This window comes from Streptomyces sp. LS1784 (assembly GCF_020103755.1).
Classification (GTDB): Bacteria; Actinomycetota; Actinomycetes; order Streptomycetales; family Streptomycetaceae; genus Kitasatospora.
The window spans coordinates 1-10,994 of the sequence record NZ_JAHSQD010000268.1; the positions used below are offsets into that span (position 1 = coordinate 1).

Genomic DNA, 10,994 nt, shown 5'->3' on the forward strand with positions numbered 1-10,994 from the left:
GGGCGACGGCGGCCCAGGCCCGCAGCCCCGGCAGGGGAGGGGCGGTGGTCCGGGCGGCCTCGGCCAGGGCGAGCGCGGTGGCCGGGTCGCCGAGCCACCAGTAGAGGGCGCTCTGCCGGACGAGCAGCGCGGCCGTGGTGGCCCGGTCACCAGTCGCGCGCGCCCACTCCAGCCCGGTGGCGTACCAGCTGAGCGCGCGGGCGGGACGGTCGCCCTCGAAGTGGGCCCAGCCGGCGAGTTCGGCGTACTGGGCGGCGAGCGAACGGTCGGCGGCGAGGTCCTCGCGGGGGCCGGGGTGCCGCCCGCCGAGCAGGGTGTGGGCGTGGTGCTCCAGGACGGCGGCCAGCTCCTCGCCGCCGATCCGGCCCGCGGCGGCGCGGTAGACGGCGAGCAGGTGGGCGAGCACCTCGACGGTGGCGGCGTCCGGCGGGGCGGAGCGGACGGCGAGCGGTGGCCGGGCGGCGGCGCGTTCGCCGAGGTGTTCGCGCTCCTGCCGGACGGTCTGCCAGAGCTCGGCCAGTTCGCCGTCGGCGAGCAGGAGCTCGTCGGCCCGGGCGGGCATCCCCGGCGGCGGCCAGCGGCGGGCGTTCTCCACCCGGCTGATCAGCGAGTCGTGGTAGCCGAGCAGCCGGCCGAACTCGGCCTGGCTGAGGCCGCGGGCCTCGCGCCAGTGGCGCAGCCGGCGGCCGAAGCGCAGGCGTGCGGACCCGGGTTCCGTACGGGGTGGGGGCGGCGGGGGCGGTGCGGGGGTGGGCAAGGGCGGCACGGGGTCTCCCGGAGGGGGCGGGGGAGTGCTCGTGGGGGAGCGTCATGCCCTGGTATCCCCTTTGACGTGCCTTGGTCAAACTGGGCCGGGCGGCGGGCCGGGAACGGAGGGGCGGGTGGCGGCCCGGAAACGGCGCCGGGCCCGGGAGCCTGCGAAACGGCTCCCGGGCCCGGCGTTCCCGCGCGGGGCGGGCGGGTCAGGATCCCGCCGCCACCGCAGCCCGCCGCCGTCGGCCCACCACGGCCGAGGCCGCCAGCACGATGGCTGCGGCGACCAGCGACAGGTACATCTGCTTGCGCCCGTCGGCGTCGGTGAACATGTACGCCATGACGAACCCGATCATGCCCATGGCCGTCCAGGTCAGGTACGGGTACAGCCACATCCGGACGGTGTGCCGCTCGGGCATCTCGCGCTCGATGATCTTGCGCATCCGCAGCTGGGTGGCGCAGATCACCAGCCAGACGAAGAGCGCGACGGCACCGGAGGAGTTGAGCAGGAAGGCGAACACGGTGTCCGGCGAGGTGTAGTTGAAGAAGACCGCGACGAAGCCGAAGACCACCGAGGAGAGGATCGCGACCCGCGGCACGCCGCGCGAGGTCACCGTGGCGAAGGCCTTGGGCGCGTCCCCGCGCTGACCGAGCGAGAAGGCCATCCGGGAAGCCGTGTACATCCCGGAGTTGAGGCAGGACAGCACCGCCGTCAGCACGATCACGTCCATCACCTGGCCGGCACCACTGATGCCGATGTGGTCCAGTACGGCCACGTACGGGCTCGCCTTGACGTCGGCGGAGTCCCACGGCAGCAGGGTGACCACCAGCAGGATCGAGCCCAGGTAGAAGATCCCGATCCGCCAGATGACGCTGTTGGTGGCCTTGCTGACCGCCTTCTCCGGGTCCTCCGACTCGCCGGCGGCCAGGGTGACGATCTCGCTGCCCATGAAGGCGAACACCACGGTGAGCATGCCGGTGAACACCGCGCCCACCCCGTGCGGCAGGAAGCCGCCGTGGCCGGTGAGGTTGCTGGCGCCGACCGCGTGGGTGCCCGGCAGCAGGCCGAAGGCGGCGAGGGTGCCGATCACCAGGAACGCGGCGATCGCGACCACCTTGATCCCGGCGAACCAGAACTCGAACTCGCCGTAGGAGGCCACCGAGAAGAGGTTGGTGGAGGTCAGCACCGCCATGACTATCAGCGCCCAGCCCCACTGGGGCACGCCGGGCACCCAGTTGTTCAGGATCTTCGCGCCGGCCGTCGCCTCGACGGCCAGCACCACGACCCAGAAGAACCAGTAGAGCCAGCCGATGCTGAAGCCGGCCCAGCGGCCGAGCGCCCGGTCCGCGTACGCCGAGAACGAGCCGCTCTGGGGGTCGGCCGCGGCCATCTCGCCGAGCATCCGCATCACCAGGACGACCAGTGCGCCGGCCAGGGCGTAGGAGAGCAGGATGCCGGGGCCGGTGGTCGCGATGCCCGCGCCGGAGCCGACGAAGAGGCCGGCGCCGATCACGCCGCCGATGGCGATCATCGACAGGTGGCGGTTCTTGAGCCCGGCCTTCAGGTGGCCGTCGCCGCCGTGTCCGATCGGCCCCGGCTGGTGGGGGAGGCTCGTGGCCGCGGTGGGCTGGGTGGTGTCTGCACTCATCAGGTGCCCTGTGCCTTTCCAGCGCGGTCTGACCCTCGGCTCGTGGCACCGGAGGGTGGGGGACTGACCCGCGCATTGCGTCGCAACCTAACTTCTACGCCCGAGTATCGGAACAATTTTTTGGTAACTGTTCGCTCAACGGACATAAAAAGCCTGGTCAGGGTGGGTGGAAAGGTGGCATGGAAACCTCAAATCTGACGTGTCATCAGGATTCTGGGAGGTTGCCAAGCTCTGCTGGGCCTCAGATCGGCCGCCGGTGGCGGTCAGATCGGCCGGATGTCGAGGATGGTGATCGACGCCTCGTCCGCCGGTCGCCCGGTCAGTCGGGCGGAGAGGATCCGGGGGATGTCCTCCTCCTGCGAGTATCCGGGCAGCACGGTCACTTCCGCGCGCCGTACGCCGGGCTCGCCCCGGACCGCGTACGTCACCAGGTAGCCGTACCGCTCCGGCGGCGGTGTCCGGCCCCGGTCCTGCCGGCTCCGGGCGGTCATGCGCATCGACCTCCTCGGCCCATTGTCGGCGCGGTGTGGCCGATCCTCGCAAATCCAGGCACAGTGGGACTCTCGGGGCATGCCGCAGGAGCATCCCGAGCGTTCTCGGTGCCGGCCGGTTCCCGGCGCCGGTCAGGAGCGACCCCATGCAGACCACCTGGAAGGGGACGATCAGCTTCGGGCTGGTCAGCATCCCCGTCCACCTGTACTCCGCGACCCAGGAGCACGACGTCCCGCTGCACCAGGTGCACGCGAAGGACGGCGGGCGGGTGCGGATGAAGCGGTACTGCGAGCGGGAGGAGAAGGAGGTCCCGTACACGGAGATCGCCAAGGGGTACGAGTCCCCCGACGGGCGGACCGTCACGCTCTCCGACGAGGACCTCGCCGACCTGCCGCTGCCCAGCAAGAAGATCATCGACGTGCTGGCCTTCGTGGAGGAGGGCGAGATCGACCCGCTGATGTTCTCCAAGGCCTACTACGTGGGCGTCGCCGACAAGGGCGCCGCCAAGCCGTACGCGCTGCTGCGCGACGCGCTCACGGAGTCCGGGCGGATCGCCGTCACCAAGATCGCGCTGCGTACCCGGGAGTCGCCCGCGGTGCTGCGGGTGCACGACAACACCCTGGTGCTCCAGACCTGCATCTGGCCCGACGAGGTCCGCCCGGCGGCCGGCATCGCGCCCGAGGGGGACGTCACCGTCCGGCCGCAGGAGCTCAAGATGGCGCGCTCCCTGATGGACACCCTCTCCGAGGACTTCGACCTCGCCCAGCTGCACGACGACTACCAGCAGGCGTTGCAGCAGGTGATCACCGCGCGGCTGGAGGGCGTCGAGGTCCCGCACGAGGAGGAGCCGGGCGAGGCCCCGGACAACGTGATCGACCTGATGGAGGCGCTGCGCAGCAGCCTCAGGCAGGCCAAGGGCGGGCGGAACGCCGGAGCCGGGCAGGCCGGCGCAGAGGAGGAGCCCGCTCCGCGCAAGCGTGCCCCGGCGAAGAAGAGCGCCCAGGCGGCCGGGAGGACCGCCGCGAAGACGGGCTCGAAGACCTCCGAGAAGACCTCCGGGAAGACCTCCGGGCAGGGCTCCGCGAAGAGTCCGGCGGCGAAGCGGACCGCCACCCGGAAGTCCTCGGCTCCCCGCAAGGCCTCCTGACCCCCCGGGTCAGGCCCTCCTCCCGTCCAGCCGTCCGGCATTGGAGGCGATCCCGATGGACCTGCTGACCTACAAGGAAATCGACGCCCGAACCGAGGCTGAACCCGAAGCCCGGCAGAACCGGGGCTTCGGGCACCGTGCCTGGCACTGGCTGCTCAGCCTCAGCCCCACCGTGGTGACGTTCATGATCGCGCTCTCGGTCGGCCTCGGCATGGTCGCCGCCCAGGTGAGCCTGCTGCCGGTGCTGGTGCCGATGGCGATCTTCTGGGGCCTGACGGTCATCGCGATGTTCGGCGTGATCGCCCGCTGGATGACGCCGGGGCCGGGCCGGCACCGGATGGCGTCCTGACCCGGCCGGGATGAGCCGGGGTCCGGGAGGGCTCAGCCGATCCACACCGTGGTGACGTTGCAGAACTCCCGGATCCCGTGCCCGGACAGCTCCCGCCCGAACCCGGAGCACTTGACGCCGCCGAACGGCAGCGCCGGGTGGGAGGCCGTCATCCCGTTGAAGAACACCCCGCCGGCCTGGATGTCCCGGACGAAGCGCTCCCGCTCCGCCTCGTCGGTGGTCCAGACGTTGGCGCTGAGCCCGAACGGGGTGTCGTTGGCGACCGCCACCGCCTCGTCCAGGTCGGCCACCCGGTAGACGGTGGCGACCGGGCCGAAGGTCTCCTCCTGGTGGATCCGCATCGCCGGGGTGATGCCGGTCAGCACCGTCGGCTCGTAGAACCAGCCGGTGTCCCAGCCCTCCGGGCGCCCGCCGCCGCACTCCACCCGGGCGCCGCGGGTGCGGGCGTCCTCGACCAGCTCCTCCAGGTCGTCCCTGCCCTGCCGGCTGGCCAGCGGGCCGACGTCGGTGCCCTCGTCCATCGGGTCGCCGACCCTCAGCGCGCGCATCGCGTCGGCGAAGGCCGTGGTGAAGCGGTCGTACACGTCGGTGTGCACGATGAAGCGCTTGGCGGCGATGCAGGACTGGCCGTTGTTCTGCACCCGGGCCCGGACGGCGGTGCGCACCGCGGCGTCCAGGTCGGCGCTCGGCAGCACGACGAACGGGTCGCTGCCGCCCAGCTCCAGGACGGCCTTCTTCACCTCGTCCGCCGCGGTGGCCGCGACCGCCCGCCCGGCCGGCTCGCTGCCGGTGAGGGTGACGGCGGCGACCCGGCGGTCCCGGATCACGCCCTCGACCGCGCCCGAGCCGATCAGCAGGGTCTGGAAACAGCCCTCCGGGAAACCGGCCCGCCGGAACAGCTCCTCGATCGCCAGCGCGGTGCGCGGCACGTTGGACGCGTGCTTGAGCAGGCCGACGTTGCCCGCCATGAGGGCCGGCGCGGCGAACCGGATGACCTGCCAGAACGGGAAGTTCCACGGCATCACGGCCAGCACCGGGCCGAGCGGGCGGTACCGGACGTAGGCGCCGGTGGCGCCGGAGTCGGTGACGTCGGCCGGGGCCGGGTGCTCGTCGGCGAGCAGCGCCTCGGCGTTGTCCGCGTACCAGCGCATCGCCTTCGCGCACTTGGCGGCCTCGGCGCGGGCGGCGGCGAGCGGCTTGCCCATCTCCTCGGTCATGGTGCGGGCGACCGCCTCCTGGTCCTGGTCCAGCAGGTCGGCGGCGCGCCGCATCAGTTCGGCGCGGGCGGCGAAGGAGGTGTCGCGGTAGCTGTGGAAGGCGGCATCGGCGCGGGCCAGCCGCCGCTCGATACCGGCCGCGTCGAGCGGTTCGAAGGTCTTGACGGTCTCGCCGGTCGCGGGGTTGACGCTGGCGATGGGCATGGGTGCTCCCAGGTGGGGTCAGGGTCCGGTGCGTCTACCCTCACACCCTCCCCGACCACCCGGCTCCGGGCACGCCATCGCGCGCCCGGCGTGTCCCGGCGGGCGCGCGGTCGGCTCCGGTCACTCCGGCAGCGACTCCACCCGGGCCGCAGCCTCCCGGGCCCGGGCCCCGGCCCTGGTCCGTGCGGCGGTGACCTGCCGGTTGGGGAAGCGGTGCAGGTACTCGGCCTCCAGCTCCCCGGTGCGCAGCGTGTGCCGCTTCAGCGCGTCCTCCGAGCCGTAGAGGAAGGTCTCGTGGCGCGTGCGGTGCAGCTGCTCCAGCTCGTGCAGGAGCGTGTCGTTGCCCAGGGCGTGCGGGGAGATGCCCGCGGGCCGGATGTGCGGGTCGTCGGCGTGCCGCATCTCGGTGCCTCCTCGGCGGAAGTCCCCTCCTACAGGGTGCCCGTCGGCCGCCGCCGGTGCACCCGTTTCGCTCGCGTGGTGAATCCACAAGAGGAGTTGTAAAAGGGCTGTTGTACAAGAGTCCTTGTGGATATCCTCCCGGCATGACCGAGAAGACGACCGAGAACACGACCGAGAAGACGGACGAACCGCGCGGCTTCCGGGAGATCTCCGACTCCCGGGTGCTCGCCTCCCTCACCCACCCGTTGCGCCGCCGCCTGCTCGACCTGCTCAAGGTGGACGGCCCGGCGACGGTCGGGCAGCTCGCGGAGCGCACCGGACAGGCGGTCGGCAACGTCAGCCACCACCTGAAGGTGCTGGCCGAGAGCGGGCTGATCGCCGAGGCGCCCGAACTCGCCCGGGACCGGCGCGAACGCTGGTGGCGGCTCGCCGACAAGGAACTCAGCTGGACCAGGGCCGACTTCGACGGCGACCCGGTCACCGAGGCCGTCGCGGACGCGGCCGGCTCGATCCTGCTGGAGCGTCAGGCCGAGCTGGTCCGCGAGTGGGGGGCGCGGCGCAGCGGCTATGCCCCCGAGTGGCGGGACGGCTGCTCGATCGCCACCCAGACCTGGCTGCGGCTCACCCCGGAGGAGGCCCGGGAACTGGCCGCGGACCTGCACGCGGTGATCCAGAAGTGGACGGACCGGCCGGTGCCGCAGGACGGGCAGGAGCGGGAGACCGTGCTCGCCTTCTCGCACAGCGTCCCGGCCCGGCCGTGACCGCCGCGACCGCCGTCCCGGCTGCCCGGGATCCCGAAGTCCGTTCACGCTGGGGCCTGTTCGCCGATCGGGACTTCCGGCTGCTGTGGGCCGGGGAGACCACCAGCCGGCTGGGCAGCAGCGTCACCTCCGTCGCCCTGCCGCTGGTCGCGGTGCTCGTGCTGGACGCCGGGCCGCTCGCCTCCGGCCTGCTGACCGGCGCGGTCTGGCTGCCCTCGCTGGTGCTCGGCCTGCCGGCCGGGGTGTGGGTCGGCCGGCTGCCCCGGCGGGCCGTGATGATCGTCTGCAACCTGGCTTCGGCCGCGCTGTTCGCGAGCGTGCCGGTGGCGGGCTGGACAGGGGTGCTCACCCTGGCGCAGCTGCTGGCCGTGGCCTTCCTGAGCGGGGTGGCCTCGGTGTTCTTCGGCGCCGCCTACCAGGCGTACCTGCCCGAGCTGGTGGCGCCGGAGGACCTGGTCGAAGGCAACGCCAAACTCCAGGGCAGCGGCTCGGCGGCCGAGGTCGTCGGGCGCGGGCTGGCCGGGCTGACCATCCAACTGCTGGGTGTGGCGGCCGGGTTGCTCGTCGACGCGGTGAGCTTCCTGGTGGCGGCCGGCACCCTGCTGCGGATCCGGTCCAGGCCGGAGCCGCCCGTGCCCCGGCGGGCGGACCTGCTCGGGCAGGTCCGGGAGGGGCTGTCCTTCCTGCTGCGCGACCCGTACCTGCGCGCCTTCCTGTGCTTCGGCGCGGCCGCGAACTTCGCGCTCATCGGCTACCAGTCGATCCTGGCGCTGTTCCTGGTCCGGGAGGCCGGGATCGCCCCCGGCTGGGTCGGCGGGCTCGCCTCCGCCGCCGCGGTCGGCGGCGTGCTCGGTGCGCTGGCGGCCCGCCCGCTCTGCCACCGGCTCGGAACGGCGCGTGCGGTACGGATCGTGCTGCTCACCGCCATGCCGTTCGGACTGCTGATGCCGCTGGCCGGGCCGGGCCCCGGGACGGCGCTCTACCTCCTCGGATCGCTCACGGTCACCGCGGCGGCGGTGTTCGTCAACGTGGTGCTCGGGAGCTTCCGGCAGTCCTACACCCCGCCCGAGCTGCTCACCCGGGTCGCGGCCGGCTCGATGTTCGCGGTCCAGGCGACCATCCCGCTCGGCGCCCTGACCGGCGGCACGCTGGGCGAGACGATCGGGCTGCGCGCCACCATGTGGGTGATGTCCGGCCTGCTCGTACTGGCCGGGGCGCTGCCGCTGCTCTCCCCGCTGCGCACCCGCCGGGAACTGCCCGCCGGGCCCCCGACGGGCAGCAGCTCATAGGATGGATCATTCCGTCACCTCCGGGTCCACCCGCTACCGCTGGACAGATCGCACATGCCGCTTCCCAAGGCCGAACTCCACCTGCACATCGAAGGCACCCTGGAGCCCGAACTCGCCTTCGAGCTCGCCGCCCGCAACGGCGTCGAGCTGCCGTACGCCGACACCGAGGCGCTGCGCGAGGCGTACTCCTTCAGCGACCTCCAGTCCTTCCTGGACCTCTACTACGCGCTGATGGCCGTGCTGCGCACCGAGGACGACTTCGCCGACCTCGCCGACGCCTACCTGGCCCGGGCCGCCGAGCAGGGCGTGCGGCACGCGGAGATCTTCTTCGACCCGCAGGCGCACACCGCGCGCGGAGTGCCGCTGGCCGTGGTGGTGGACGGGCTGAGCAGGGCGCTGGAGCGCAGCGAGGAGCGGCACGGCATCAGCACCCAGCTGATCATGTGCTTCCTGCGGGACGAGTCCGCCGAGTCCGCGCTGGAGACCTTCGAGGCCGCCCGCCCGTACTTCGACCGGATCGCCGGCATCGGCCTGGACTCCGCGGAGGTCGGCCACCCGCCGGTGAAGTTCCGCGAGGTGTACCGCCGGGCCGCCGAGGCCGGGCTACGCCGGGTCGCGCACGCGGGCGAGGAGGGCCCGGCCGCGTACATCACCGAGGCGCTGGACGTCCTCGGCGTCGAGCGGATCGACCACGGGCTGCGCTGCCTGGAGGACGGCGAGCTGGTCGCCCGCCTGGTGCGCGAGCAGATCCCGCTGACCCTCTGCCCGCTCTCCAACGTCCGGTTGCGCTGCGTCGACACCCTCGCCGACCACCCGCTGCGCGAGATGCTGGAGGCCGGCCTGCTGGTCACCGTCAACTCCGACGACCCGGCGTACTTCGGCGGCTACGTGGAGGACAACTTCCGCGCCGTGCGCGAGGCCCTCGCCCTCGACCAGGAGACCCTGCGCCGACTGGCCGCGAACTCCTTCCGCGCCTCGTTCATCGACGACCGGCGGCGGGCCGAACTCCTGGCGGAGGTCGAGGAGTTCACCTTCTGATCGGCGGGGACGCGCCCGCCGTGGCGGCCCGCCGCCCTTCCCCGTCGAAACGGGAGGGCGGCGGGACGGGGGTCAGATCAGGGTGCTCCAGTAGTACCAGAAGCGGTTGAGGACCAGCAGCGCGATCACCGCGTACCACAGGGCCGGGACGACCCAGTGGTAGCGGGCCGCCTCGCGGACGACCGCCCGCAGCCGCGGGCCCACCGGGATCACGCCCGTGCGCAGGTTGTGCAGCGTGGTGTACCAGAACAGCGGGATCACCGCGGCCCACACCACCATGCAGTACGGGCAGAGCGCGCCGATCCGGTACAGCGCCTGGTACATCAGCCAGGTCACGAAGCCGACCCCGAACACCGTCCCGGCCTGCAGGCCGAGCCAGAACCAGCGCCGGTACGCCGCCCCGGAGAGCAGCCCGGCGCCGACCGCGACGACGACCCCGAAGGCGACCAGTCCGATCAGGGAGTTGGGGAAGCCGAAGGCCTCGGCCTGCTCGCTGCGCATGATCGAACCGCAGCTGATGATCGGATTGATGTTGCAGTTGGGGACGTAGGACGGGTCCTGCAGCAGCCGGATCTTGTCCAGGGTGAGGACCGTCGAGGCGAACAGGCCGACCGCGCCGCCGATCAGCAGCAGCCAGGCGAACGGGCGGCTCGCGCCGTAGGTGGGCCGTGCGGCGGGGGAACCGGCCGTCATCCGGTCACCTGCTTGACCATCGCGGTGAACTGCTCGGGGGCGACGGCCTTGCCGCCGGTCAGGACGTCCAGCTTCTTGCCGTCCAGCTTGACGGTCGGGGTGCCGGTGACGTCGCTCTTGTTGAACTCCTCGTTGACCTTGGCCGCCCACGGCGCGTAGGTGCCGTCCTGGACGGCCTTGACGAAGCCGTCGGTCTTCAGGCCGGGCACCTGGCCTGCCAGGTCCAGGATGTGGTTGACGTCGCCGAAGGCGTCGCTGCGCTCGTCCGGCTGGTTGGCGTACAGCACGTCGTGGAACGCCTTGAACTTGTCCACGCCCTCGTTCAGCGCGGCGCCGGCCGCGGCCAGCGCGGTGCGCGAGCCCTTGCCGCCGAGGTTGTTGTCCAGGAACGTCGCCAGGTGGTACTCGACCTTGTACGTGCCGTCGTCGGCGAGTTGCTGGATCGCCTTGCCGGTGGTGGTCTCCAGCTGCTCGCAGAACGGGCAGCGGAAGTCCTCGTAGACATCCAGGGTGTGCGGGGCGTCGGCCCTGCCGTAGGTGATCACGGTGCCGTCGGTGCCGCTCGCGTTGGCCGGGACGACCAGCGGGCCGTTCGCGGCGTTCGAACCGGAGCCGGAGGAGCCGCCGACGGCGAACGCCACGCCCGCCGCGAGGGCGAGCACGGCGACGGAGGCGCCGCCGACCACCACCCGGCGGCGGATCCGGTCGGAGCGCTCGGCCTGGGCGCGGGCGACGCGCATGCGCTCGGTGGCGGAGGTCTTCTTGTCGGTCTTGCGGGTGTTGCTCATGGGGTGTCGTCCTGTGCTCTCGGGCGTACGGGGAGACGCGCGGCCGGGCGGGGCCTGCGCGAGGGGAGAGAGACAGCCGGCTGGGCGGGCGGGAGGCCTGCGGGCTCAGGCGGCCAGGGCGAACACCGGCGGACCGCGCCGGACGGCCGGGCGGACGACGACGTCCTCGGCGGGGACCAGCGACCGGCTGGCCCGGGGGAACGGCGCCCGCG

The 10,994-nt window shown here is 72.6% G+C and carries 12 protein-coding genes; 5 read left to right on the plus strand and 7 right to left on the minus strand.

What is annotated here, in order from left to right; genetic code table 11:
* The 3 genes from KS423_RS26325 to KS423_RS26335 all read right to left on the minus strand — a co-directional run.
* On the minus strand, window positions 1–766 hold a 766-nt coding region (locus tag KS423_RS26325; protein ID WP_224282255.1), incomplete at its 3' end, for a helix-turn-helix transcriptional regulator.
* A gap of 196 nt (window positions 767–962) precedes the next feature.
* Entirely contained in the window at window positions 963–2,402 is a 1,440-nt protein-coding gene (locus KS423_RS26330; protein ID WP_224282256.1) for an amino acid permease, read from the minus strand.
* A 263-nt stretch (window positions 2,403–2,665) separates the two neighbouring features.
* Entirely contained in the window at window positions 2,666–2,893 is a 228-nt protein-coding gene (locus tag KS423_RS26335; protein WP_224282257.1) for a hypothetical protein, read from the minus strand.
* Window positions 2,894–3,039: 146 nt separating this feature from the next.
* On the opposite strand from KS423_RS26335, the gene KS423_RS26340 reads away from it, so the two are divergent.
* Complete coding sequence (locus KS423_RS26340) at window positions 3,040–4,041, plus strand: Ku protein (RefSeq protein WP_224282258.1); 1,002 nt, start codon at window positions 3,040–3,042, stop codon at window positions 4,039–4,041.
* Window positions 4,042–4,096: 55 nt separating this feature from the next.
* Window positions 4,097–4,390 carry a hypothetical protein gene (locus KS423_RS26345; RefSeq protein ID WP_224282259.1) on the plus strand — a complete coding sequence of 98 codons (294 nt, stop codon included), beginning with the start codon at window positions 4,097–4,099 and terminating at the stop codon, window positions 4,388–4,390.
* Window positions 4,391–4,422: 32 nt separating this feature from the next.
* Here KS423_RS26345 and KS423_RS26350 read toward each other — a convergent pair whose 3' ends face one another.
* Both KS423_RS26350 and KS423_RS26355 read right to left on the minus strand, forming a co-directional pair.
* Window positions 4,423–5,811 (minus strand): NADP-dependent succinic semialdehyde dehydrogenase, encoded by a 1,389-nt coding sequence (locus KS423_RS26350; protein ID WP_224282260.1) that lies wholly within the window; start codon window positions 5,809–5,811, stop codon window positions 4,423–4,425.
* 120 nt (window positions 5,812–5,931) lie between these two features.
* A complete protein-coding gene (locus KS423_RS26355) occupies window positions 5,932–6,213 on the minus strand; it encodes a DUF6158 family protein (protein WP_051829638.1) in 282 nt (93 codons plus the stop codon).
* A gap of 143 nt (window positions 6,214–6,356) precedes the next feature.
* Between KS423_RS26355 and KS423_RS26360 the strand changes: the two genes are divergently transcribed.
* Genes KS423_RS26360 through KS423_RS26370 form a run of 3 tightly spaced genes read left to right on the plus strand, consistent with a single transcriptional unit; the run spans window position 6,357 to window position 9,301 of the window.
* Window positions 6,357–6,974: a helix-turn-helix transcriptional regulator gene (locus tag KS423_RS26360; RefSeq protein ID WP_224282261.1), complete on the plus strand. Its 618-nt coding sequence runs from the start codon at window positions 6,357–6,359 to the stop codon at window positions 6,972–6,974.
* Window positions 6,971–8,263: an MFS transporter gene (locus tag KS423_RS26365; RefSeq protein WP_224282262.1), complete on the plus strand. Its 1,293-nt coding sequence runs from the start codon at window positions 6,971–6,973 to the stop codon at window positions 8,261–8,263. The genes KS423_RS26360 and KS423_RS26365 overlap by 4 nt, the downstream gene beginning before the upstream one ends.
* 54 nt (window positions 8,264–8,317) lie before the next feature.
* Entirely contained in the window at window positions 8,318–9,301 is a 984-nt protein-coding gene (locus KS423_RS26370) for an adenosine deaminase (protein WP_224282263.1), read from the plus strand.
* Window positions 9,302–9,373: 72 nt separating this feature from the next.
* On the opposite strand, the gene KS423_RS26375 is transcribed toward KS423_RS26370, so the two are convergent.
* A complete protein-coding gene (locus KS423_RS26375) occupies window positions 9,374–9,994 on the minus strand; it encodes a vitamin K epoxide reductase family protein (RefSeq protein WP_224282264.1) in 621 nt (206 codons plus the stop codon).
* Window positions 9,991–10,782 carry a thioredoxin domain-containing protein gene (locus KS423_RS26380; RefSeq protein WP_224282265.1) on the minus strand — a complete coding sequence of 264 codons (792 nt, stop codon included), beginning with the start codon at window positions 10,780–10,782 and terminating at the stop codon, window positions 9,991–9,993. The genes KS423_RS26375 and KS423_RS26380 overlap by 4 nt, the downstream gene beginning before the upstream one ends.
* Between the last annotated feature and the right edge of the window lie 212 nt (window positions 10,783–10,994).

What these genes read in the sequence shown, in the direction of transcription:
- KS423_RS26380 (WP_224282265.1), bottom strand. Translation starts at nt 10,782, where the DNA reads ATGAGCAACACCCGCAAGACCGACAAGAAGACCTCCGCCACCGAGCGC.
- KS423_RS26375 (WP_224282264.1), bottom strand. Translation starts at nt 9,994, where the DNA reads ATGACGGCCGGTTCCCCCGCCGCACGGCCCACCTACGGCGCGAGCCGC.
- KS423_RS26370 (WP_224282263.1), top strand. Translation starts at nt 8,318, where the DNA reads ATGCCGCTTCCCAAGGCCGAACTCCACCTGCACATCGAAGGCACCCTG.
- KS423_RS26360 (WP_224282261.1), top strand. Translation starts at nt 6,357, where the DNA reads ATGACCGAGAAGACGACCGAGAACACGACCGAGAAGACGGACGAACCG.
- KS423_RS26330 (WP_224282256.1), bottom strand. Translation starts at nt 2,402, where the DNA reads ATGAGTGCAGACACCACCCAGCCCACCGCGGCCACGAGCCTCCCCCAC.
- KS423_RS26350 (WP_224282260.1), bottom strand. Translation starts at nt 5,811, where the DNA reads ATGCCCATCGCCAGCGTCAACCCCGCGACCGGCGAGACCGTCAAGACC.
- KS423_RS26345 (WP_224282259.1), top strand. Translation starts at nt 4,097, where the DNA reads ATGGACCTGCTGACCTACAAGGAAATCGACGCCCGAACCGAGGCTGAA.
- KS423_RS26335 (WP_224282257.1), bottom strand. Translation starts at nt 2,893, where the DNA reads ATGACCGCCCGGAGCCGGCAGGACCGGGGCCGGACACCGCCGCCGGAG.
- KS423_RS26340 (WP_224282258.1), top strand. Translation starts at nt 3,040, where the DNA reads ATGCAGACCACCTGGAAGGGGACGATCAGCTTCGGGCTGGTCAGCATC.
- KS423_RS26355 (WP_051829638.1), bottom strand. Translation starts at nt 6,213, where the DNA reads ATGCGGCACGCCGACGACCCGCACATCCGGCCCGCGGGCATCTCCCCG.